Source organism: Nocardioides sp. S5 (assembly GCF_017310035.1).
Classification (GTDB): domain Bacteria; phylum Actinomycetota; class Actinomycetes; order Propionibacteriales; family Nocardioidaceae; genus Nocardioides.
The window spans coordinates 4,011,577-4,032,921 of record NZ_CP022296.1 but is presented as its reverse complement, the minus strand read 5'-3'; the positions used below and the strand labels follow the sequence as shown (position 1 = coordinate 4,032,921).

Annotated in this window: 20 protein-coding genes and 2 pseudogenes; 13 read left to right on the top strand and 9 right to left on the bottom strand. The window is 71.3% G+C overall.

The window, feature by feature from the left end; genetic code table 11:
- Nucleotides 1-17: 17 nt before the first annotated feature.
- The 3 genes from tnpB to lexA all read right to left on the bottom strand — a co-directional run bounded on the left by tnpB (nucleotide 18) and on the right by lexA (nucleotide 3,010).
- Nucleotides 18-1,385 carry an IS607 family element RNA-guided endonuclease TnpB gene (gene tnpB / locus CFI00_RS19940; RefSeq protein WP_207082715.1) on the bottom strand — a complete coding sequence of 456 codons (1,368 nt, stop codon included), beginning with the start codon at nucleotides 1,383-1,385 and terminating at the stop codon, nucleotides 18-20.
- An 80-nt stretch (nucleotides 1,386-1,465) separates the two neighbouring features.
- On the bottom strand, nucleotides 1,466-2,086 hold the full coding sequence (locus CFI00_RS19935; RefSeq protein WP_207082714.1) for a hypothetical protein: 621 nt from the start codon (nucleotides 2,084-2,086) through the stop codon (nucleotides 1,466-1,468).
- A 201-nt stretch (nucleotides 2,087-2,287) separates the two neighbouring features.
- Nucleotides 2,288-3,010 (bottom strand): transcriptional repressor LexA, encoded by a 723-nt coding sequence (gene lexA / locus CFI00_RS19930; protein ID WP_207082713.1) that lies wholly within the window; start codon nucleotides 3,008-3,010, stop codon nucleotides 2,288-2,290.
- Between the two features lie 127 nt (nucleotides 3,011-3,137).
- Here lexA and CFI00_RS19925 point away from each other — a divergent pair, with 127 nt between their 5' ends.
- The 4 genes from CFI00_RS19925 to CFI00_RS19910 all read left to right on the top strand — a co-directional run bounded on the left by CFI00_RS19925 (nucleotide 3,138) and on the right by CFI00_RS19910 (nucleotide 6,099).
- Nucleotides 3,138-3,920, top strand: a complete 783-nt coding sequence (locus CFI00_RS19925) for an SDR family oxidoreductase (RefSeq protein WP_207082712.1) — start codon at nucleotides 3,138-3,140, stop codon at nucleotides 3,918-3,920.
- Between the two features lie 203 nt (nucleotides 3,921-4,123).
- The gene (locus CFI00_RS19920) at nucleotides 4,124-4,474 is read left to right on the top strand and encodes a LysM peptidoglycan-binding domain-containing protein (RefSeq protein WP_207082711.1); all 351 of its coding nucleotides are present in this window, start codon (nucleotides 4,124-4,126) and stop codon (nucleotides 4,472-4,474) included.
- A gap of 306 nt (nucleotides 4,475-4,780) precedes the next feature.
- Nucleotides 4,781-5,299 carry a hypothetical protein gene (locus CFI00_RS19915; RefSeq protein WP_207082710.1) on the top strand — a complete coding sequence of 173 codons (519 nt, stop codon included), beginning with the start codon at nucleotides 4,781-4,783 and terminating at the stop codon, nucleotides 5,297-5,299.
- Nucleotides 5,296-6,099, top strand: a complete 804-nt coding sequence (locus CFI00_RS19910) for a hypothetical protein (protein WP_207082709.1) — start codon at nucleotides 5,296-5,298, stop codon at nucleotides 6,097-6,099. The genes CFI00_RS19915 and CFI00_RS19910 overlap by 4 nt, the downstream gene beginning before the upstream one ends.
- Before the next feature lie 46 nt (nucleotides 6,100-6,145).
- Here CFI00_RS19910 and CFI00_RS19905 read toward each other — a convergent pair whose 3' ends face one another.
- The gene (locus tag CFI00_RS19905; RefSeq protein WP_207082708.1) at nucleotides 6,146-6,481 is read right to left on the bottom strand and encodes a hypothetical protein; all 336 of its coding nucleotides are present in this window, start codon (nucleotides 6,479-6,481) and stop codon (nucleotides 6,146-6,148) included.
- 335 nt (nucleotides 6,482-6,816) lie between these two features.
- On the opposite strand from CFI00_RS19905, the gene nrdR reads away from it, so the two are divergent.
- The 5 genes from nrdR (at nucleotide 6,817) to CFI00_RS19880 (ending at nucleotide 11,750) form a co-directional block, all read left to right on the top strand.
- Nucleotides 6,817-7,293 (top strand): transcriptional regulator NrdR, encoded by a 477-nt coding sequence (nrdR, locus tag CFI00_RS19900; protein WP_207082707.1) that lies wholly within the window; start codon nucleotides 6,817-6,819, stop codon nucleotides 7,291-7,293.
- Nucleotides 7,294-7,402: 109 nt separating this feature from the next.
- The gene (locus CFI00_RS19895) at nucleotides 7,403-10,318 is read left to right on the top strand and encodes a vitamin B12-dependent ribonucleotide reductase (protein WP_207082706.1); all 2,916 of its coding nucleotides are present in this window, start codon (nucleotides 7,403-7,405) and stop codon (nucleotides 10,316-10,318) included.
- 4 nt (nucleotides 10,319-10,322) lie between these two features.
- Nucleotides 10,323-10,865, top strand: a complete 543-nt coding sequence (locus CFI00_RS19890) for an ATP-binding domain-containing protein (protein WP_207082705.1) — start codon at nucleotides 10,323-10,325, stop codon at nucleotides 10,863-10,865.
- Nucleotides 10,866-10,929: 64 nt separating this feature from the next.
- Nucleotides 10,930-11,469: a DUF488 domain-containing protein gene (locus CFI00_RS19885; protein WP_207082704.1), complete on the top strand. Its 540-nt coding sequence runs from the start codon at nucleotides 10,930-10,932 to the stop codon at nucleotides 11,467-11,469.
- Nucleotides 11,469-11,750: an MGMT family protein gene (locus CFI00_RS19880; protein WP_207082703.1), complete on the top strand. Its 282-nt coding sequence runs from the start codon at nucleotides 11,469-11,471 to the stop codon at nucleotides 11,748-11,750. Before CFI00_RS19885 ends, CFI00_RS19880 begins: the two co-directional genes overlap by 1 nt.
- Here CFI00_RS19880 and CFI00_RS19875 read toward each other — a convergent pair.
- The 3 genes and pseudogenes from CFI00_RS19875 to CFI00_RS23985 form a co-directional block, all read right to left on the bottom strand.
- Nucleotides 11,734-12,123 (bottom strand): DUF2237 domain-containing protein, encoded by a 390-nt coding sequence (locus CFI00_RS19875; protein ID WP_207082702.1) that lies wholly within the window; start codon nucleotides 12,121-12,123, stop codon nucleotides 11,734-11,736. The two genes, CFI00_RS19880 and CFI00_RS19875, sit on opposite strands and share 17 nt — an antisense overlap.
- Before the next feature lie 36 nt (nucleotides 12,124-12,159).
- Nucleotides 12,160-12,420: pseudogene (locus tag CFI00_RS23990) on the bottom strand (DUF2249 domain-containing protein); the annotation flags it as partial.
- Nucleotides 12,421-12,537: 117 nt separating this feature from the next.
- Nucleotides 12,538-12,939 (bottom strand): annotated as a pseudogene (locus tag CFI00_RS23985) (hemerythrin domain-containing protein); the annotation flags it as partial.
- Between the two features lie 65 nt (nucleotides 12,940-13,004).
- On the opposite strand from CFI00_RS23985, the gene CFI00_RS19865 reads away from it, so the two are divergent.
- The 3 genes from CFI00_RS19865 to CFI00_RS19855 are packed head-to-tail and all read left to right on the top strand — an operon-like array spanning nucleotide 13,005 to nucleotide 17,370.
- Nucleotides 13,005-13,592 carry a helix-turn-helix domain-containing protein gene (locus CFI00_RS19865; protein WP_207082700.1) on the top strand — a complete coding sequence of 196 codons (588 nt, stop codon included), beginning with the start codon at nucleotides 13,005-13,007 and terminating at the stop codon, nucleotides 13,590-13,592.
- Nucleotides 13,589-14,710: a hypothetical protein gene (locus tag CFI00_RS19860; protein WP_207082699.1), complete on the top strand. Its 1,122-nt coding sequence runs from the start codon at nucleotides 13,589-13,591 to the stop codon at nucleotides 14,708-14,710. Before CFI00_RS19865 ends, CFI00_RS19860 begins: the two co-directional genes overlap by 4 nt.
- Nucleotides 14,707-17,370: a multicopper oxidase domain-containing protein gene (locus CFI00_RS19855; protein ID WP_207082698.1), complete on the top strand. Its 2,664-nt coding sequence runs from the start codon at nucleotides 14,707-14,709 to the stop codon at nucleotides 17,368-17,370. Before CFI00_RS19860 ends, CFI00_RS19855 begins: the two co-directional genes overlap by 4 nt.
- A gap of 18 nt (nucleotides 17,371-17,388) precedes the next feature.
- On the opposite strand, the gene CFI00_RS19850 is transcribed toward CFI00_RS19855, so the two are convergent.
- Nucleotides 17,389-18,321, bottom strand: a complete 933-nt coding sequence (locus tag CFI00_RS19850) for an acyl-ACP desaturase (RefSeq protein ID WP_207082697.1) — start codon at nucleotides 18,319-18,321, stop codon at nucleotides 17,389-17,391.
- Nucleotides 18,322-18,407: 86 nt separating this feature from the next.
- Nucleotides 18,408-19,418, bottom strand: coding sequence for a zinc-dependent alcohol dehydrogenase (locus CFI00_RS19845; RefSeq protein WP_207082696.1), 1,011 nt, complete (start codon nucleotides 19,416-19,418; stop codon nucleotides 18,408-18,410).
- A 195-nt stretch (nucleotides 19,419-19,613) separates the two neighbouring features.
- On the opposite strand from CFI00_RS19845, the gene CFI00_RS19840 reads away from it, so the two are divergent.
- Nucleotides 19,614-21,128, top strand: a complete 1,515-nt coding sequence (locus CFI00_RS19840; protein ID WP_207082695.1) for a PQQ-binding-like beta-propeller repeat protein — start codon at nucleotides 19,614-19,616, stop codon at nucleotides 21,126-21,128.
- Nucleotides 21,129-21,345 lie beyond the last annotated feature (217 nt).

The following is a 21,345-nucleotide window of genomic DNA, read 5'->3' as shown; positions in this document are numbered from 1 at the left end:
CAGACGCGGTGCGGGCGTCAGGCGGCCACATGTTGTGGCGGTGAGCTGCTCGGTGGTGGTTCGGTGTAGCGGGCGAGGTTGATCGCGGCGTTGACGTCGCGGTCGATGGCCAGACCGCAGGAGTCGCATCGGTAGGTGCGGTCGGTCAAGGTCAGGTCGGCCTTGATGCTCCCGCAGCCGGAGCAGGTCTTGGACGACGGGAACCAGCGGTCAGCGATGATGAGCTCGGTGCCGTACCAACTGCTCTTGTACTCGAGTTGCCGGCGCAGCTCTGCGAACGCAGCGTCGGAGACCACCCGTGCCAGCCGCCGGTTGGCGAGCATGCCGGCGGTGTTCAGGTCCTCGACCACGAGGCAGGCGTAGCCCTTGGCGAGGTCGGCGGTGATCTGGTGCAACAGCGCCTTCCGTACCGCAGCGACGCGGGCGTGGAGCTTGCCGAGGCGTCGTGCTGCCTTCTTGCGGCCGTTGGAGTCCCTCTTGGTTCTCGAGTACCTCTGGTTGGCCAGCTTCAGGCGTGCCTGGGCTGTGTGGAGTGCTTTCACCCCCTCCCAGATTTCTCGGAGGTTGCCGTGTTCGTCGGCGGCGACCGCGAGGGTCTTCACGCCGAGGTCGACCCCGACCCGGGCCCGGTGGCGGCCGGTGGTGGTGCGGCGAGCCGGGTGGAACGGTGCGGCGACGCCGGTGATCGAGACGACCCAGCGGCCGCGCTCGTACCGGAACGCGGCAGCGTAGGCGTGGAAGCGGCCCTGCTGAAGCAGCCGCCGTAGCCGGCGGGTGGACTCGCGGACCCGGAGCCCACCGAGCTTGGGGAACCGCATCGCCTTCGGTCCGGTCGGACGGACCGGCGGCGCGGCACCCTCGGGGTACTTGGCGCGGAGCCGGAAAGCCGGCGTCGTCTTGTGCCGGGACTTGAACCGCGGGAACCCGACCGACCTGCCGGCCCGTGCGCCGTTTCGGGAGGCCGCCCAGTTCGCCAGCGCCTGGGCGGCGTGCACGGACGCGGTCTCGAACACATCGGTCGACACCTCGCCTCGCCACGGCAGACCCCGGCTGCCGTCGTGGTTGACCGGCGCGTCGACCGCGCGGCCGTCCTTCCAGGCGTTCATGTGGTTGATGAAGGAGACCTTGCTCCACGACAACGACGGCGTCAGGTCCGCCTCCGGCACACCGTAGGTGCGTTCGGCGGCACGCTGGTCGAGGTTCACCTTCACCCGGGCCAGGTGATGGTTGAACGCCAGCCGGGACGCCCCGGCGTGCGCCAACAGCCGTTGGTGCTGCTCGCTGGTGACGTCGAGGGTGAACCGGAACGTAGTGGCCCGGGTCAACGCCACACCGGTATGCGAGACCAGCACGGCATCGGCGGTCTTTCCAGCGGCTACGGGCATGCCCCTGATGGTGCCGGTCGGCACCGACAGAAATCGCGAACCCGCGGTGCCGCTGACCGGCAGGTGTGGAGGGCTCTGCTTCAGACGGCTCGGGAGAGTGCGTTCACGAGCTCGTCGTGCAGATCGGCGGCCTGGCGAAAAGCGTCCGCCAGCTGCGTGCCGTCTTCGCGGACCGCCGCGTACTGAGCCCGCCCGAGTGCACGGGCTTGGGCGTCCAGGACGTCGGCGACCTCCGGCCACGCCGCGAGCTCCGTGGCGGCGTCGGCGCGTCGGCGTGCCCCCAGACGGAGGGAGAAGTCCTGCAACACGGGCACCGCCGGGTTGCCGAGTCCGGCTTCGGCCCGCTCCGCGAGGTCGCGCAACGCCATCCCGGTTCCGCCTGACGAACCGTGGTCGCCGCGAGCCCACCGGTAGGCCAGCGGCAGCAGGTCGCGCACCGCGTCGTGCTCGGTGCGGTCCGCCACCCGCCGAAGGTTGGTCCGCAGGGGGAACCGGCCGGTGCCGTACCCGATCGTGTCGCTGCCCCAGGCGGCCAGGAACGCAGCGCGCGGCAACCAGGCGTAGGGATGTCCCTGGGGGTCGTGCATGGTGACTCCGTCCGGGCCGGCGTCGAGGACCGCGACGAAGTGGTCGGCGCCGATCGGCCGATCCGAACCGGGCTGGTGAAGCAGCAGCCCCATCTCCAGCGGCCCGACGAACACCGGCCCGCTCTTGCACAGGGCGGCGAGCCGTGTGGGGGTCTACCACGGTGCGGAGGTCATCACCATGCCTGCGGCCGCGCTTGCCCGGCGCGTTGAACACCGGATCCAGCAACGCCCACTGCTCATCGGTCAGATCACTTGGGTACGACATGCCCCGCACGGTGACCGTGCTCGTCGTCAGTGCAATAGGGACACACCCAGTCAGAGGCTGCGCAGCACTGCCGTCACGACGCCGAGGATGGTGGCGTTGTCGCCCGGGATCGGGTCGTAGGCGGCGTTGTGCGGCAGCAGCCAGACGTGGCCGTCCTTGCGCTGGAAGGTCTTCACGGTCGCCTCGCCGTCGATCAGCGCCGCGACGATCTGGCCGTTGGTCGCGGTCTGCTCCTGGCGGATCACGACGTAGTCGCCGTTGCAGATGGCGGCCTCGACCATCGAGTCGCCGGAGACCTCGAGGAGGAAGAGGGTGCCGTCGCCGACGAGCTGCTTGGGCAGCGGGAAGACGTCGGTGACCTGCTCCTCGGCGAGGATCGGCCCGCCGGCCGCGATGCGGCCCACGACGGGGATGTTGACCGCGGTCGGGACGACGTCGCCGATGCCGGTCTCGTCGACGCTCGACTCCTCGCCGCTGGACATCGAGCGGCGCGCGGCCATCACCTCGGGCAGGAACACCTCGAGGGCGCGCGGGCGGTTGGGGTCGCGCTTGAGGAAGCCCTTGCCCTCGAGCACGCGCAGCTGGTGCGCGACGCTCGAGGAGGACGTGAGGCCGACGGCCTGGCCGATCTCGCGCATGCTGGGCGGGTAGCCCTTGGTCTCGATCGAGTCCTTGATGGTGGCCAGCACGCGCTGCTGGCGCGGGGTCAGGCCGGTGGCGTCCGGGGGACCGTCGGGCATCTCGATGACGTTCTTGTCCTCTGACTTGGCCATCTCGTGGAACCTCTCGACGCGGGTGGCCACCTCGTGGGCGATGGGGTGGCTGGTGCGATCACCGTAGTCCTCCCGGGGCCCGAGGATCAAACACCTGTTCGAAGCCGCGTGTCGCTAGCCTGCGGACATGACGACGTCGTGCGTGGTGACGGGCGGGGCCCGCGGGATCGGCCGCGGGATCGCGGAGCTGATGGTGGCCCGTGGGCACCGGGTCGTGGTCGGTGACCTCAACGCCGTGGCGGCCGCTGCGACGGCCGCGGAGATCGGTGCCGCCGCGGGCGTCGCGATGGACGTACGCGACCCGGACGCGCACCGCGCCGTCGCCGCCGAGGCGTCTGCGCACGGGCCGCTCGTGGCGTGGTTCAACAACGCCGGCGTCGGTGACGACGGCACGCTCGCCTCGCTCTCAGACGACAAGGTCCGCCGGCTCGTCGAGGTCAACCTCCTCGGCGCGATGTGGGGCTGCCGCGCCGCGCTCGCTGCCTTCGGCCCGGGTGGTGGCGACGTCGTCAACGTCGCCTCGCTCGCCGGGCTCGGCCCGGTGCCCGGCTACAGCGCGTACGCCGCCACGAAGGCCGCGGTCGTCTCGCTGTCGGCGTCGGTCAACGCGGAGTCGCCGCGCGGGGTGCGGGTGCACGCGCTGTGCCCCGACGGCGTCGACACCGCGATGCTGGCCGGCCAGGACCCCGACGGCATGGGCTCGCAGCTGACGTACTCGGGAGGGCGGATCCTCGGCGTGGCCGAGGTGGCCGAGGCCGCTGTCGCCCTCGTGGGCTCGCGACGGGTGGTCCGGACGATGCCCGGTTGGCGCGCGGGCGTGATGCGCGGCGCCATGCTCACCCCGGGCACCGCGCAGCACGCCGCGGTGCTGTTCGCCGCGCAGGGCCGGCGCGCGATGAGGAAGCGCTGACCGCCGTCTCGTCGCGCTGTCCGTCGCATCGAACAATTGTTCGTGCGGGTGCTTGACCTGTTCGAACAGGTGCTCTACCGTCGTACACATGTTCGATCGAACGTCTGATCGACGTCGAGGCGGCTGCGAAGCCGTTGTCGGTGGGTCCCACTAGACATTCGCTCGACAACGTACCCGGCTGATCTTCCCCAGGAGGCCACACCATGAGCACCCTCAGCCTTGCCCCCAGCTTCACCACTCCCGCCCCCGTCCGTTCGACGGTGCGCCTGACCCGTCGCGGTCGCCTCGTGGTCTTCGTGACCGCGCTGTTCCTCGTCCTGGCCGTCGCGTTCATGCTGGCGGGCGGTGCCGTCGGCACCGGCTCGGCCGGTGAGCGCGCGCCCACCGAGATCGTCCAGGTCGCCCCCGGCGACACCCTGTGGGGGATCGCCAGCGAGGTCGCCACCGACGGCGACGTCCGGTCGATGATGACCGAGATCGAGCGCCTCAACGCGCTCGAGTCCGCCAGCCTCGCGGCTGGCCAGAAGCTCCGCGTCCCGGTCGTCTCCGACTGACGCGTGAGGCCTCCATCAGCCGCTTCGACCCCGGCTGGTGGAACAAGGGGAAGACCGAGGGGCGGGCCTGGTGGCCCGCCCCTCGGCGTCATTTCGTGGTCTTCCTTGGTGTCTGTGTTGTCGGGATCCCCGGTCAACCGGTGACTCCGACCGTTGTGCGGTAGCTGTGATGCGGGATCCGCACCACGGTGACCGCACAAGCCGGGCCGGGCGGGTTGTCCACAGATCTGCGGCCGGGGGTGGTTCGAGGAGAGCTGAACTGGGTAGTTTCCCGAGTGCTGACGTAGTTCTCGGGAAGGCTCCTTCATGCACGTACGCCGCGCTCTCGCGCTCACCGCCGTCGTACCCCTCCTCCTGGCGGGCTGCTCGGACGACCCCGAGCCCCGGCCCAAGATGCCGGACCCGCCGCCGTCGTCGTCCCCGTTGCCCACTGCGTCGGAGACGGTTGAGGCGGAGAGTGCTGAGGAGTTCATCCGGCGGTGGGCAGCCGCCGAGGCTGAGATGGAAAACACCGGGAAGACGGACGTCTATCGGGAACTCTCTGTTGGCTGCAAGGCATGCACGGATCTCGCCGATCTTGTCGAGGAGTGGTACTCGGCTGGAGGGTTCATCGAGTGGGGCGGCTGGAAGATCCAAAGCGTCAGATCGAGAGGTGAGAGCGGCAGCGAATATGTCGTACGGGTCAACTCGAGCCCTACGAGGTACAAGGAGTCTGCTCGCGGGCCGGTCCAGACTTTCGATGGTGGTCCGGGGGCGCATCTCCTCGTCCTGAAGCCGAACGGAGAGTCGTGGGTCGTCACCCGAAAGGCGGAGGTTCCACGGTGACAGTCGCGGCGCGAGGTGCCGTGCTGGCCCTGCTAGGCGGCTTCGTAGTTCTTCTCCCTACGCCCGCCTCAGCTCAATGCGGGGTGCAGAGCGAGGTGGGAGAGGTCGTCGAAACCTGTGACTACTCCTCGGGCGGAATTGAGGAGGAGAAGATCAAGTACCCGACCTCGAAGTGGTCGGTCCGTCAGATCTGCAAGGACGGCAAACGAAACCCGGAGGGTATCTGCTTCAACCCAGAAGACTGCACGACAGACGCCGGCAATCCCGGCACCCGGTACACCCTCTTCCGCGACGGCGAGAACGTCGGCACTGCGTGCCTGAGCGCGGGCGAAGAGGACCTCGTCGACGACCCGCCGCCGATACGGGCGCTCGTGATCGAGGCGTTCGAACGTCTCAGCTGGCCGGCCTCGAAGCTCGAGGTGCAGCCCCCCGGCGGCAAGACGCTTGTCAACCTGGAGTCGAACTTTTACACAACCAACTCCGCTGCCACCTCCATCTCTGTGAACCTCGTCGAGTCGAACGTCGTGGTCAGCGCCCGGCCCATCGCCTACCGCTGGAACTTCGGCGACGGCACGTCCGAGGTCACCGAGACTCCCGGCGCGCCGTACCCGTCCCTCGACGTCTCGCATGTCTACGACCAGACCGCCAAGGTCGCGGTCAGTGTGGACACTCAGTACGGCGATGCGAGCTTCACGGTCAACGGCGGTCCGCCCGAGGCCATCCCGTCGACCATCTGGGTCACCGGCGCCGCTCAGGACCTCGAGGTCGTCGAGGCCGTCCCCCAGCTCGTCCTCCGATAGTGCGGTCCCTGTGGTGCGGATTCCGCACCACAGTCACCGCACAAGCTCAGCGCGCCGCGCGCTTCCCGCCGACCGGCCGGGGAGGCGCGTCGTCGGTCGGGGGAGGGTCGGTGATCCCGAGTGCCCGCATCAACCGCGCGACCAAGAGCAGGCCGGCGAACAGGCAGGCCATCGCGCCGAGGCAGGCCAGGCCCATGAAGGCCCAGGCTGACGAGCCGGAGCCCCCGCGCGCCGCCGTACCGAAGTCGATGGCGGCGTAGACGAGGTATCCCCAGGCCACGACGCAGAGGGTGATCGCGGCTCCGATGAGGAGCGCCGGCTTGTTCAGGGTGCGGGGTTGGGGAGCCCCCTTGCGCGACCCGACCCGCTTCCCCGTAGACACGAGGGCCATTGTGTCCGATGCGGCCTCACGATGTGACCGGAACACCCTGCAGACGCGCCGGTCCGGAGAGCCGAAGGCACCCAAAACCGCAGGTCAGGGCGGTGCGCAGAAATTGATCCGCGGACTTCACGAGTTCACTTGCCAGCGTGGTGGGCGGGGCGTACGGTTACCACTACATCTAGTAGTTACACCGCTGTAGTTATCCACATCTGGTGCACAGGCCAGGGGGAGATCCTCACAGCCTCAGGCTAGTTGTCCACAGGAACATCCCCAGGCGACACCCTGTTATGAGGGTGTACGAGCCGCGCGCTGACGTACCCGAGAGGAGGGCCGCCATGCACTGTCCCTACTGCAAGAACGAGGACACCAAGGTCCTCGACTCCCGGGTCGCCGACGACGGCGGTTCCATCCGTCGGCGCCGCAGCTGCGCCGCGTGCGACCGCCGCTTCACGACGGTCGAGAAGATGCAGCTCACGGTGCTCAAGCGCTCCGGCGCGACCGAGCCGTTCAACCGCGACAAGGCCATCGCCGGCGTCCGCAAGGCCTGCAAGGGCCGTCCGGTCACCGACGCCCAGCTCGCCTGCCTCGGCCAGGAGGTCGAGGACGCACTGCGCCTGAGCGGGCAGGCCGAGTTCGACGCCAACGACGTCGGCCTCGCGATCCTCAGCCCGCTGCGGGCGCTCGACGAGGTGGCCTACCTCCGGTTCGCCTCCGTCTATCGCGCGTTCGAGTCCGCCGAGGACTTCGACGCCGAGATCAAGATGCTCCGGCTCGAACGAGCCGCAGCCGATCAGCCCGCCACGACGGGTTGACCACATTCGGCCCGGCAGGTCGTGGGGAAGCGGCCTGCCGGGCTTACCAAGCAACCGCGACACATCCATCGCGAGCACCACAACCACCACCAGGGATAGAGGAAGTCGTATGACCGAGACGGTGAGCACCCGCGCCAAGGGAGCCAAGGGCAAGGGCCTGACCATGGAGCGCGTCTTCAGCACCGAGGGCACGCACCCCTACGACGCGATCACCTGGGAGCGCCGCGACGTCGTCCAGCAGAACTGGAAGACCGGCGAGACCGTCTTCGAGCAGCGCGGTGTCGAGTACCCCGACTTCTGGTCGGTCAACGCCTCCACCATCGTCACGACGAAGTACTTCCGCGGCGCGGTCGGCACGGACGCCCGCGAGTGGAGCCTCAAGCAGCTCATCGACCGGATCGTGAAGACGTACACGAAGGCCGGCATCGACCACGGCTACTTCGCCACCGAGGCCGACGCCGAGATCTTCGAGCACGAGCTCACCTGGCTGCTGGTCAACCAGTACTTCTCCTTCAACTCGCCCGTCTGGTTCAACGTCGGCACCGCGTCCCCGCAGCAGGTCAGCGCCTGCTTCATCCTCTCGGTCGACGACTCGATGGACTCGATCCTGAACTGGTACAAGGAGGAGGGCTTCATCTTCAAGGGCGGCTCCGGCGCCGGCCTCAACCTGTCCCGCATCCGCTCCTCCAAGGAGCTCCTCTCCTCCGGTGGCACGGCGAGCGGCCCGGTCTCCTTCATGCGCGGTGCGGACGCCTCCGCGGGCACCATCAAGTCGGGCGGCGCGACGCGTCGTGCGGCCAAGATGGTCGTCCTCGACGTCGACCACCCGGACATCGAGGAGTTCGTGATGACGAAGGCGAAGGAGGAGGACAAGATCCGCGCCCTCCGCGACGCCGGGTTCGACATGGACCTCGGTGGCGCCGACATCACCTCCGTCCAGTACCAGAACGCCAACAACTCGGTCCGCGTCAACGACGAGTTCATGCGCGCCGTCGAGGACGGCGCCGGGTTCGGCCTGCGCGCCCGCGGCACCGGCGAGGTCATCGAGACCGTCGACGCCCGCGAGCTGTTCCGCAAGATCAGCGAGGCCGCCTGGGCCTGCGCCGACCCGGGTCTGCAGTACGACGACACGATCAACGACTGGCACACCAACCCGGAGACCGGCCGCATCACCGCGTCCAACCCGTGCTCCGAATACATGTCGCTCGACAACTCCTCGTGCAACCTGGCGTCGCTCAACCTGCTGAAGTTCCTCAAGGACGACGACACCTTCGACGCCGCGCTCTTCGCCAAGGCCGTCGAGTTCATCATCACCGCGATGGACATCTCGATCTGCTTCGCCGACTTCCCGACCGAGCCGATCGGCGACACCACCCGCGACTACCGCCAGCTCGGCATCGGCTACGCCAACCTCGGCGCGCTGCTGATGGCGATGGGCCTGGGCTACGACTCCGAGGGTGGCCGCTCGATGGCTGCTGCGATCACCTCGCTCATGACCGGTACGTCGTACAAGCGCAGCGCCGAGCTCGCCGGCATCGTCGGCCCGTACGCCGGCTACGCCCGCAACGCCGACGCCCACAAGCGCGTGATGCGCAAGCACCAGGCGGCCAACGACGTCGTACGCGTGCTGCACACCGAGGACGGCCGCACGCACAAGCTGGCCACCAAGGCGTGGGCCGACGTGATCAAGCTGGGCGAGAAGTTCGGCTTCCGCAACGCGCAGGCCTCCGTGCTCGCGCCCACCGGCACCATCGGCTTCATGATGGACTGCGACACCACCGGCATCGAGCCCGACTTCTCCCTGGTGAAGTTCAAGAAGCTCGTCGGCGGCGGCTCCATGCAGATCGTCAACCAGACGATCCCGCGGGCGCTGAAGAAGCTCGGCTACCAGCCCGAGCAGGTCGAGGCGATCGTCGCCTACATCGGCGAGCACGGCCACGTCATCGACGCCCCGGGCCTGAAGACCGAGCACTACGAGATCTTCGACACCGCCATGGGCGCCCGCGCGCTCAAGCCGATGGGCCACGTGCGGATGATGGCGGCGGCCCAGCCGTTCCTCTCCGGCGCGATCTCCAAGACGGTCAACCTGCCCGAGAGCGCCACGGTCGAGGAGATCGAGGACGTCTACATGCAGTCCTGGAAGCTCGGGCTCAAGGCGACCGCGATCTACCGCGACAACTGCAAGGTCGGCCAGCCGCTGTCCGACGGTGGCGGCAAGGCCAAGAAGGACGCCGCCGACAAGGCCGCGGCCGACAGTGCATCGTCGGGTGGGGCCGTCGAGACCAAGGTCGTGGAGAAGGTCGTCTACGCCCCGGTCCGCAAGCGCCTGCCGAAGTCGCGAGTCTCGCGCACCACGTCGTTCACCGTCGGCGGTGCCGAGGGCTACATGACCTCCGGCGCCCACGACGACGGCCAGCTCGGCGAGGTCTTCCTCAAGCTCGGCAAGCAGGGGTCGACCCTGGCCGGCGTGATGGACGCCTTCTCGATCGCGGTGTCGATCGGCCTGCAGTACGGCGTGCCGCTGGAGACCTACGTCTCGAAGTTCACCAATCTGCGCTTCGAGCCCGCCGGCCTCACCGACGACCCGGACGTCCGCATGGCGCAGTCGCTGATGGACTACGTCTGGCGCCGCCTTGCCCTGGACTACCTCACCTTCGAGGAGCGCTCGGCCCTGGGCATCTACTCCGCCGAGGAGCGCCAGCGCCACCTCGAGACCGGCTCCTACGAGCCGCTCGTGGAGGAGACCGGCAGTGCAGCCGAGCTCGTCGAGGCGGACTCCTCTGTCGCTGGTCGAGTAGAGCCGAGGGACGAGGCTCGTATCGAGACCCAGGTCGTCGAGGCCGACATCGTGGAGGCCAGCGCCAAGCCGGCCCCCGCCGAGGCCAAGACCACCGCCGAGCTCTTCGAGAAGCTCACCGGCACCGCCGTCGACTCCCCGCTCTGCATGACCTGCGGGACGAAGATGCGCCCGGCCGGCTCGTGCTACGTGTGCGAGGGCTGCGGGAGCACCAGCGGCTGCAGCTGATCTGATGAGTACGTCGAGGGCGGGCCGCGTCATGCGGCCCGCCCTCGTCCACGACACGCCGAACCTCCGCAACACCAAGCAGATCCACGAGTCGTTCGGCCCGCTGGCGCCGAGCCGGATGTACTCCCGCGGCGGCGACGGCCCGACCGTGCGCTTCGTCGCCACCACGCAGGACGACGCGCTCGAGGCGGCGGACGACGCAGTCGATGCCCTGCTCGAGTCGGGCTGGGAGCCGCGCAACGTGGCGCTCCTGACCACCGGCCACCGCCACCCCGTGCAGGTCGAGCGCACCGACTTCCACGACCAGGAGGGTTACTGGCGCACCTACTGGGACGACGACGTCTTCTACGGACACGTCCTCGGCTGCAAGGGACTCGAGCGCCGCGCGGTCGTGCTCTGCCTCAACGAGGACGGCTCGCGTGACCGCGCCCGTGAGCGGCTCTACGTCGGCATGTCCCGCGCCACCGACGAGCTCGTCGTGGTGGGGGACCCCGAGACCGTACGCCGGGTGGCAGGCGACGACGTGGCCCGGCGGCTCGGGGTGTGAAGATGGCTCCCGGGTGCGCACCGAGGCAGGCGAGGTGCCACGACGACTGCCGAGGAGGAGCCGAATGGGGCGACTGCTCACGGTGGGGCACGGCACCCTGAACCGCGACGCCCTGGCGCGGCTCCTGGCCGACACCGGCGTCGAGCTGCTCATCGACGTACGCCGCTTCCCGGGCAGCCGGCACAACCCGGACGTCAGCAGCGACGCGCTGGCGCAGTGGGTGCCCGAGGCCGGCATCGACTACCGCTGGGAGGAACGGCTGGGCGGTCGCCGCCGACGCGACAAGCAAGCCGATCCCGACGCCGACGGCTGGTGGCGTGTCGAGGCGTTCCGGGCGTACGCCGCCCACACCCGGACGCCGGAGTTCCTCTCGGCCCTCGACGACCTGGTCGCCGACGTCGACGAGCACGACACCACTGCGGTCATGTGCAGCGAGAGCGTGTGGTGGCGCTGCCACCGCCGGATCGTCGCCGACGCCGCGCTCCTGCTGAGGAAGGTCGAGGTCGCCCATCTCTCCCACGACGGGAAGACCACGCCGCACGAGCCGTCGGCCGGCGCGCGCGTCGTCGACGGCCTCCTCCGCTACGACGCCGCGGACACGTGATGGACGAGGACTACGTGGAGGCCGTGCTCGCGCTGGTCGAGCAGGTGCCGCCGGGCCGGGTGACGACGTACGGCGCGATCGCCCGCCTCGTCGGCACGGCCGGTCCGCGCCAGGTCGGACAGGTGATGGCGCTGCACGGTGACGCGGTGCCGTGGTGGCGCGTCGTCCACGCGGACGGACGACCGGCGACATGCCACGACGGGACGGCGTTGAAGCACCTCCGCGCCGAGGGCGTGCCCCTCACCGCCAGCGGCCGCGTGGACGTCACTCCAGCCCGCTGAGGTCCGGAGGCACGTCGACCGAGTGCGCCCGCAGCACCTCGAGGGGTACGACGTCGAGCGCCCGCTCCGACGTCGCGGACAGCACCACGGGTGCGGCCACTCCGGCGTCGTACGCCTGCAGCCAGCGGAGCGCCACCACGCACCACCGGTCTCCTGGCACGAGGCCGGGGAAGTGCCACTCCGGCCGTGGGGTGGAGAGGTCGTTGCCGACCGCAGCCTGGTGGGCCAGGAACTCCTCCGTCATCACCGCGCAGACGGCGTGCAGCCCGACGTCCTGCGGGCCGACCGTGCACGTGCCGTCGCGGTGGAACCCGGTGACCGGGTCGGTGCCGCACGGGTCCAGCTCGCCGCCGAGGACGTTGCGCTCCGTCATGGGGAGATCATCGCGCAACGCCGCGGCGCCGGGTGCTCAGCCCTTGCGGATCAGCTCCAGGCGCCAGGCCTCGGGACCGGACTCGCGGTAGGCCACGTCGAACGCGCCCGGAGCGCGCTGCTCGAGCTGGGCCAGGAGCGGCAGCGGGTCGTGGTCGGCGACCAGCTGCAGGCCGGTGCCGGGACGCAGGCCGTCCAGCGCGCCGAAGATCGTGGCGTGGCGGATGGCGTGCGGGATGGTGCGCACGTCGAGCTCGGGCAGCCCCGCCTCGTCGTGACCCCCGCACGCGCACTGGTGCCCGCCAGCAGCGGGAGAGGCAGCGGCGGCGGGAGCCTCGTGGCCGCCGAGGAGCTCGTGCATGCCGTCGAGCATCTCGGCCACCGAGTAGTCCGGGGAGGCGACGAGGGTCGGGATGAGCTGGTCGTTCTCCTTGGCGAGGTGGCTGCCGAAGAGCGTCTCGAGGGCGCGCGCGACGGCGGCGGCCTCGATCGGGTCGGTCGCGGCCTCGAGGTCGCCCACCAGCCGGTGGATGAGGACGTGCTCTGCCAGCATCGCCTCGACGAGGAGGCGCGCCTCCGCGATCTCGGCGGCGGCCGGGTAGAGCGTCTGCTCCTCCGCGGTCGCGTGCGGCACGAGGTCGTCGCGCAGCCAGGACAGCAGCTCCTGCCGCGCGGCCTGGGCCCGGTCGGTGCGCGCCGCGCGCACGACGTCGAAGGTGAGCAGGGCGAGCCGGCCGGCCATCTCGGCGTGGTGCTGCTCGACCTTCTCAGCCGCCTCGGCGTCGGCGTGGTTGTTGGCGATGGTGACGGTGGACATGGGGTGCCTCCTCGGTTGGTTGCTAATAATCTACAATGAACCCCGTGGAAATAAATGAGCAGGGTGTGACCGCCGCCCAGGCCCGCGTGCTGGCCGCGATGCGCGAGGCGGGTCGCGCCGTGACGCTGACCGAGCTGCAGGACCTCACCGGACTGCACGCCAACACCCTGCGCGGACATCTCGACGTGCTCGTGGCGGGCGGGAACGCCAGCCGCATCGCCAGCCGGAGCGGCGGCCGCGGACGTCCGGCGTGGAGCTATCTCGCCCGCGAGCCGGAGTACGCCGCCCTCGCCATGGCGCTCGCCTCCGGCCTCGACCAGGGACCAGACCCGGACACGGGAACGCGCCACACCCTCGACCCCGCGGCCGTGCGCGGGGGCCGGGCCTGGGGCGAGCGGATCCGCTCGCAGCTCGGCGCGGTGGAGGACGGACGAGAGCGCGTGATGCTCGCCCTCACGCACACCGGCTTCGCCCCCGAGGCCGACGGTGACCACGTGACGCTGCACGCGTGCCCGCTGCTCGACGCGGCGCGTGCGCACCCGGGAGTCGTGTGTGCGGTGCACCTGGGGCTCGTCGAGGGTGTGCTCGGTCGACGCGGCGCGACGCTCCACCCGCGCCCCGACACGCTGGGCTGCGGGGTCGGCCTCCCGTGAGCGGGCGGCGTACGCCGGCGCCACGCGCGCTGCTGGCGGTCCCGGCAGGCATCGCGATGGTCGTCGGCACCGACGCGGGCCTCACGCTCCTGGGTGTGTGGGCGCCGGTGTCGACGGGCCGGGTGGGCGAGGCCCACGGGCTGTTGATGGTGCTCGGCTTCGTGGGCACGCTCATCGCCCTGGAGCGCGCGGTCGCGCTCGGCGCGGCCTGGGCCTACGCCGCTCCGACCTCCCTGGGCTCCGGCGCCCTCCTGCTGCTCGTGCCGGGAGCGGACCGGCTCGGCCACCTGCTGCTGGTCGCCGGCACCGCGACGCTGTGCGCGGTCTACGTCCCGCTGTGGCGCCGCCAGCGCGACGACGCCGTCCTGGTCTCCGCGCTCGGCGCGGTCCTCGCCCTCGGCAGCACCGTGCTCGCCCTCGGTGGTGCCGACGTGCCGCTCGCGCTGCCGTGGCTGGCCGGCTTCGTCGTGCTGACCATCGCCGGTGAGCGGCTCGAGCTGGCCCGGCTGGCGATGCCCGCGGGCGCGGGGACCTCGCTGGTGCTGCTCGGCCTCGCTGTCACCGTGAGCGTCCCGGCCGCGACGATGTGGCCGGTCGTCGGGGGCAGCGTCCTCGGAGTGGTGCTCCTCCTGCTCGTCGCCTGGCTGGTGTCGTACGACGTCGCGAGGCGGACGCTGCGCGGCTCCGGGCTGCCGCGGTTCGCCGCCGCCTGCATGCTCGCCGGCCAGGCCTGGCTGGCCGTGGCCGGAGGCGTCCTGCTGGTCGCCGGGCAGCCGGCCGACGGAGCGGCGTACGACGCCCTGGTGCACGCGGTCTTCCTCGGCTTCACGATCTCGATGATCATGGCGCACGCTCCCTCGATCCTTCCTGCGGTGACGCGGGTGCCGCTGCCGTACCGAACGGCCATGTGGGCACCGTGGGCCCTGCTCCAGGCCTCGCTCGTCCTGCGCCTGTGGGGCGGCGACGCCCTCGGGAGCGACCTGGCGCGCGAGGTCGGCGGCGCCGGCAACGCACTCGCGCTGCTGCTCTTCTTCGCCGTCGCAGGGACGAGCACCGTCATCGGCCCCCCGCCCCGCGCCGTCCGTCCCGCCGAACGCACCCCGGAGGTCGCGCGATGACCACCCTCCAGTCGCCGTCCTCGTCCCCTTCCGCGGACCGCTCGGACGCACCGGCCGCCGGCACCCGCGGCTTCTGGCCGATCCGGGACCTGCCGGTCGTGGGCTGGCTGCTGGCTGCCGTGGTCGTGGCGCTCGTGCACCAGTGGGTGCCGGAGCCGCGCTGGCTGCTGCTCCACCTGCTGCTGCTCGGTGCCGCCGGCCACGCGATCCTCGTGTGGAGCCGCTACTTCGCGGACACCCTGCTGCGCGGACCCGCGACGCCGCGGCGCGAGCAGTCGATCCGTCTGGCGACCTTCGACCTTGGCGCCGTCGCGGTCACGATCGGGGTGGCCCTCGACAGGTGGCTCCTCGTCCTGGCCGGCGCGGTGGCCGTGGCGCTGGCCGTCACGTGGCACGTGGCGTCCCTGGCGCAGGGCCTGCGCGGCAGGTTCCGTTCGCGCTTCGCGCCGACGGTGCACTACTACCTGGCCGCGGGTGCCCTGCTCCCGGTCGGCGCCACGCTGGGCGTGTGGCTCGCCCGCGGGCTGACCGATCCCCTCGACGCGCGCGTGCGCATCGCCCACGCCGGCATCAACGTGCTCGGCTGGGTGGGCCTCACCGTGCTGGGCACCCTCGTCACGCTGTGGCCGACGATGCTGCGTACGCGCCTGGCCGAGGGTGCGGAGAAGGCGTCGCGCGCCGCGCTGCCCGTGCTGGTCGCGGGGATCGCCCTGGTCGCGGCCGCCGCGTGGGCGGACCAGCCCCGCGTGGTCGCGGCCGGCCTGGTGACCTACCTCGCCGGTGTCCTGGTCCTGGCCCGCCCGATGGTGGACGCGGCGCGGGTGAAGCCGCCGGGCAGCTTTCCCACCTGGTCGGTCGGCGCGGGCGTGCTGTGGCTGGCGGCGATGCTCGCCTGGGTGTCGGTGCGGGTCGCGTTCGGTGGCACGTGGGGCGACGTGTCCGCGGCTCTGCACGACGCAGCGCCCTTCCTGGCCGCCGGGTTCGTCGCCCAGGTGCTGCTCGGCGCCCTCTCCTACCTCGTGCCGGTCGTGCTCGGCGGGGGCCCGGCGTCCGTACGCGCCGCCAACCGGGCGCTCGACTCGGCCGGGGCGCTGCGGGTGGCCCTCGCCAACGTGGGCCTGCTCTGGTGTCTCCTGCCCGTCCCGAGCGTCGTACGCGTCGTGGCGTCGGTGCTCGTCCTCGGAGCCCTCGCGAGCTTCGTCCCGCTGCTGCTGCTCGCCGTTGGGAGTCGGCACCGCGGCACGGCGACCCCGGCGTCCGCCGGACGACCGCGCGGGCAGAACACCGGGCTGGCCGCCGTCGGGGTGGCGCTCGCCGTGGTGGCCGTGGCCGTCGGCGGTGCCGTCGACCCGGACGCACTGGGCCGGACCGGCTCCGCGGACGCCGGTGTCGCGCCCACCGGCCGGACCGTCGAGGTCGAGGTGGTGGCCGGCGAGATGCGGTTCACCCCCGACCGCGTCGAGGTGGCCGCCGGTGACCGGCTGGTGATCACCCTGCGCAACGAGAGTGCGGGCGACGTCCACGACCTGGTGCTGGAGACCGGCGCCGACACCGGCCGCATCGCGCCGGGGGAGGAGGCCGTGCTGGACGTCGGCGTCGTCGGTCGCGACCTCGACGGCTGGTGCTCGGTCGTGGGGCACCGGCAGATGGGCATGACGTTCGCCGTCGACGTGACGGGTGGCGGGTCGCAGGACGCGGCAGCCGCCGCGGACGGCGCCGTCGACGGTGCCACTGAACCGGCCGGGCACGAGGACCACGGCCACGACGCGTCCGGGGCGCCGATCAGCTCGGCGGGCGAGCCGGGGCCGGACTTCGCGGCGTACGACCCGGTCCTGCCGCCGCTGGTCCCGGAGCGCGTGCACCGCCACACGTTCCGGATCACCGAGCAGCAGGCGGAGGTGGCGCCGGGGGTGACCCAGGAGGTGTGGACGTTCAACGGCACCGCGCCGGGCCCGGTGCTGCGCGGCCGCGTCGGCGACCGGTTCGTCATCACGCTGGTGAACGACGGGACGATGGGCCACTCGATCGACTTCCACGCCGGAGTGCGCGCCCCGGACGAGGTGATGCGCACGATCCCGCCCGGGGAGTCGCTGACCTATCGCTTCACCGCGACCCGGGCCGGGGTGTGGATGTATCACTGCTCCACGATGCCGATGACCGCGCACATCGCCAACGGACTCTTCGGCGCCGTCGTGATCGAGCCGCCCGGCCTGCCTCCCGTCGACCGGGAGTACGTCCTGGTGCAGTCCGAGCAGTACCACGGGGCCGACGGCGCGGTCGCCGACCTCGACAAGGTCGCTGCCGAGGAGCCCGACGCCGTGGTGTTCAACGGCTACCCCGACCAGTACGCCCGCGAGCCGCTGCGCGCCCGCACCGGCGAGCGGGTCCGGATCTGGGTGCTCGACGCGGGACCGAGCCGCGCCTCGTCCTTCCACGTCGTCGGCGGGCAGTTCGACACCGTGTTCAACGAAGGCGCGTGGCAGCTCGGCAGCCGCTCGGGTCCGGCACGCGACGGTGGCGCGCAGGTGCTGCCGCTGCTGCCGGCCCAGGGCGGTTTCGTCGAGCTGGTGCTGGACGAGCCGGGCGACTACCCGTTCGTCAGCCACGTCATGGTCGACGCCGAGCGCGGGGCCCGAGGTGTGCTGCAGGTCCGCCGCTGACCGACGGCGAGGCGTCGCTCAGGCCTGACGCGCGGCCTTCTTCGCCGCCGCCTCGTCCCGCCGCTCGACGAAGCGCGTCGCCTCGCCGTCGAGCGTGGCGACCGCGGCCGCGAGCTCGTCGCGAGCCGCCTCGCCGTCGGCGTCGAGCCCCTCCAGCTCCCACACGCCCCACTGCCGGAGCAGCGGCGCGACGATGTCGTCGTGGTGGATGCGGAGGTCGTAGATCCCGGCCTTGGCCATCTGCACCGCCTTGCGCGAGAAGCCGGGGATGACGCTGCCGGGCATCTCGAAGCCGACGACCTCCTCGGTGATCGCGCGCATCGTCTGGCTGGGGGTGAGCTCGAGGGCCGCGGTGACGATGTTGCGGTAGAAGATCATGTGGAGGTTCTCGTCCTTGGCGACGCGGGCGAGCAGCTTGTCGGCGATCGGCTCCTCGGTGTAGCGGCCGGTGTTGCGGTGCGAGACCCGGGTGGCGAGCTCCTGGAACGACACGTAGGCGCAGACGTTGAGCAGCGACTTGTCCATCGCCTCGTAGCCGGTCTCCATGGTCTCCATCCGCGCGCGCTCGAGCTCGACGGGGTCGACGCCGCGGGTGACGAGGAGGTAGTCGCGGATGCAGAAGGCGTGGCGGCCCTCCTCGGCGGTCCACCGGTTCACCCAGGTGCCCCACGCGCTGTCGCGGCCGAAGGCACGGTCGATCTCGCGGTGGTAGCTCGGCAGGTTGTCCTCGGTCAGCAGGTTGACCTCGAGCGCCGTGCGCGCGATGGGGGACAGCTGGGACTGCGCGACCTCCCACGGGTCGCCGCCGAGGTCGGCGAAGTCGCGGCCCAGGCTCCACGGGACGTACTCGTGCGGCATCCACTCGTCGGCCATCGCCATGTGCCGGTTGAGGTTGTCCTCCACCACCGGCTCGAGCTCGGTCAGCAGCTGGGTGCTCTCGAGTGCGGCCACGGCAACTCCTCGTCCGGTGGAGCGAGGGGGATGCCTCGCCCTCCTTGCCTACACCTCCGGACGTGCCCGTGGATAGGCCTCGAGCGTCACCGCATGTCGAAGACCAGTCGCGCCGGAACCTCCCCGGCCAGCACCTCCTCGAAGCACGCGTTGACGTCGTCGAGCGTGCGGCTCTCGGTCACGACGCGGGTCAGGCCGCGAGCGTGGAGGTCGAAGCAGGCGGCGAGGTCGTTGCGCGTCCCGACCAGCGACCCGATGATCGAGATGCCCTTGAGCACGGTCTCGAAGACCGGGAGCTCGAGGCGGTTGTCGGCCGGCAGGCCGACGATCACGAGCCGACCGTTGGGGTTGAGGGCGGCGTGCGCGGCCTGCATGGCGGCCGGCGACGGCACCGTCACCAGCGCGATGTCGACCCCGCCGAGCTCGGCGAGCTGGGCCGCCTGGTCGCCGCGCGCGTCGATGACATGGTCGGCGCCCAGGTCCTTCGCCAGCTGCAGCTTGTCGTCGTGCACGTCGACGGCGACGGTGCGGGTGCCGAAGATCCGGGCGTACTGCAGACCCAGGTGCCCGAGGCCACCGATGCCGACGACCATGCAGGTCTCGTTCGGCTTGGGGTCCGCGACCTTGATGGCCTTGTACGTCGTCACGCCGGCGCAGGTCAGCGGCGCGGCGTCCATCGGGTCGACGCCGTCCGGGACGGGCACGACGTGGCTGGCCCACGCGACGGCGTACTCCGCGTAGCTGCCGTCCATCGTGTAGCCCATGTAGGCCGGGCTGGTGCAGTAGGTCTCCCAGCCGTCGACGCAGTAGCGGCAGTGGCCGCAGGCCTGCCCGAGCCACGGGAGCGCGACACGTTGGCCGACCGCCACGGGCAGGTCGCCCTCACCGACGGCCTCGACGATGCCGACGCCCTCATGGCCGGGGATGAGCTGGTCCTTGGGCTTCACGGGCCACTCGCCGCGGGCCGCGTGGATGTCGGTGTGGCAGAGCCCGCAGGTCTCGATCCGCACGAGCACCTGGCCGGGGCCGGGCTCGGGGACGGGGACGTCGCGGATCTCCAGCGGTGCGCCGAGGGTGGGGACGACGGCAGCCTTCATGGCGTGCTCCTCAAGATGGGGGCGCGGCGCGACCTGCGCCGGGGGAGCGTTCGCTCCACCTCGAGGGTCGTCGGGATCGGCGCCCGCCGGCAGGGGCGATGGGACCGTGGGTGCGGGGCGAAGGTCCTGCGCGCGTTCTCCACAGATCGTCCCGGCGGCCCCTGCGGCGGGCTCCGTCTCACTAGCGTCGATCGCGTGAGAGCTCTCGGGATGGTGATGGTTTTCCTGCTGCTCGCCGGCTGCACGGACAGTCGGGGTGGAGGGCGCGGTGACGGTCCGGCGCCTGGGCGAAGCCCGGCGCCGCCGGCCACGGTCGTCGACGAGCTGCCGACCAGCGCAACGCCTGCGTGGTCGACGCCGGTCAAGGCGCTCCAGGATCCGGTGCCGGCGGGCGACGTGCTGGTCACGGTCGTGGCGGCCCGCGGTGACGAGCTGGACGTGGTCGCCCTGGACCGCCGCGACGGTGCCGTGCGGTGGCGGCGTCCGCTGATGGTGGTGAACAGCGACGTCGGCGCCTTCCTCGGCGATCTCGTCCACACCTCGGCCGACGGCGAGACGTACGTCGTCATGCAGGAAGCGCGGACGGGACCGGCGCTGCGCGCGGGCGCTCGGCTGCCCTACCTCGCGCTCGACCCGGCCTCGGGCGAGGTCGTCGCCCGCACCCGTCCGGTCGTGGCGCAGTTCGGCGCACCGACCTGCGACGACGGACTCGACGTGTGCCTGCGGATCTCACCGGACGACCGGTTCGAGGAGACGCGGTGGGTCCTCGGAACCTGGGAGCTACTGCCCGAGAAGGACCGGCTCCCCGCCGGCACCAACAGTCTCGTCCGGGGCTCCGACGTCTACACCGTCTACGGCCCCGTCGGGCAGTACGCCGTTGCCAAGGCGGTCGGTCGTGCGGGCCCGCGACCGTGGCGGCTGCCGCACACCCGGGTGACCGGCGGCGATCAGTGGTTGCTGGACGACTCCCACGGGATGGTGGACGAGGAGGCCGGTGTCGCGGTGCTGCAGCTGCTCGCGACCACCCGGGAGCGCGACCTCGACCGCTACGAGCGCGGACAGAGCGTCCGCCTCGACCTGGCGCAACGGCGGACCGTCGGGCTGGACGTGGAGACGGGCGACGTGCTGTGGCGCCACCGCGGCGCCGACATCCGCTGCCTGGAGCTCACCCGGACCGAGGTGCCGGTGCGGTGTGCTTTCTCCGGCGAGCGCGTCTACCGGGAGGGCACGGAGCCCCGGCTCGTGTCCGGCCGCGGATTCCTCGAGGGCTTCGACCCCCGGACGGGGGAGACCACCTGGCGCCAGGAGCTGGGTCGCGCCGCGGTGCGGACGTTGACGCTCGACATCCTCGAGCTGGACGCCGAGGTCGACCGGATCATCGACGCTGACGAGCTCGTCGTCGTGCCGACCCCGAGCGGTCCGCGCCTGGTGTCGCTGGTCGACGGGACGTCGCGTCCGGTTGCTCCTGGCGAGGCGCTCCTGTGCCGGGACTCTGTTCCCTATGGGCACCGTTTCGACACCGAGGACTCCGGTGTCGTGGGCTTCGGCGACACGCGGGCGCGGCAGGTCGCGTCACCGTGCACCCCGGATGGGAAATCGACGGACGAGCGTCCCGGCGCGACGGCGCTGCTGACGGGCGGAGTGGATGCGGGCAAAGGCGTGCACGTGGTGGTCCGGCGCGGTGCGGTGGAGGGGTACTCATTGTCCTGAGCTCGCCTCTTGTGCCTGTATTCGAACAGGTGTACGATGGTTCGAGCACGCCGGTCCGGAACGGATCCCTCGTCTGAGGTGACAGGGATCCCGGGATCGGGACAGTCACCCATAGAACCCGTCGTGGTGCTGGCGGGATGCCCTCAAGGCTCTCGGGTAACGACCTGGCAACGGTGCCACCAGTCATGCCTCTCCGCTCCGCCCGGCCCTGGGCGGT

Coding starts and splice junctions, on each gene's coding strand:
- CFI00_RS19925 (WP_207082712.1), top strand. CDS start 3,138: ATGACGACGTCGTGCGTGGTGACGGGCGGGGCCCGCGGGATCGGCCGC.
- CFI00_RS19915 (WP_207082710.1), top strand. CDS start 4,781: ATGCACGTACGCCGCGCTCTCGCGCTCACCGCCGTCGTACCCCTCCTC.
- CFI00_RS19890 (WP_207082705.1), top strand. CDS start 10,323: ATGAGTACGTCGAGGGCGGGCCGCGTCATGCGGCCCGCCCTCGTCCAC.
- CFI00_RS19880 (WP_207082703.1), top strand. CDS start 11,469: ATGGACGAGGACTACGTGGAGGCCGTGCTCGCGCTGGTCGAGCAGGTG.
- CFI00_RS19895 (WP_207082706.1), top strand. CDS start 7,403: ATGACCGAGACGGTGAGCACCCGCGCCAAGGGAGCCAAGGGCAAGGGC.
- CFI00_RS19920 (WP_207082711.1), top strand. CDS start 4,124: ATGAGCACCCTCAGCCTTGCCCCCAGCTTCACCACTCCCGCCCCCGTC.
- CFI00_RS19855 (WP_207082698.1), top strand. CDS start 14,707: ATGACCACCCTCCAGTCGCCGTCCTCGTCCCCTTCCGCGGACCGCTCG.
- CFI00_RS19885 (WP_207082704.1), top strand. CDS start 10,930: ATGGGGCGACTGCTCACGGTGGGGCACGGCACCCTGAACCGCGACGCC.
- tnpB (WP_207082715.1), bottom strand. CDS start 1,385: ATGCCCGTAGCCGCTGGAAAGACCGCCGATGCCGTGCTGGTCTCGCAT.
- CFI00_RS19845 (WP_207082696.1), bottom strand. CDS start 19,418: ATGAAGGCTGCCGTCGTCCCCACCCTCGGCGCACCGCTGGAGATCCGC.
- nrdR (WP_207082707.1), top strand. CDS start 6,817: ATGCACTGTCCCTACTGCAAGAACGAGGACACCAAGGTCCTCGACTCC.
- CFI00_RS19875 (WP_207082702.1), bottom strand. CDS start 12,123: ATGACGGAGCGCAACGTCCTCGGCGGCGAGCTGGACCCGTGCGGCACC.
- lexA (WP_207082713.1), bottom strand. CDS start 3,010: ATGGCCAAGTCAGAGGACAAGAACGTCATCGAGATGCCCGACGGTCCC.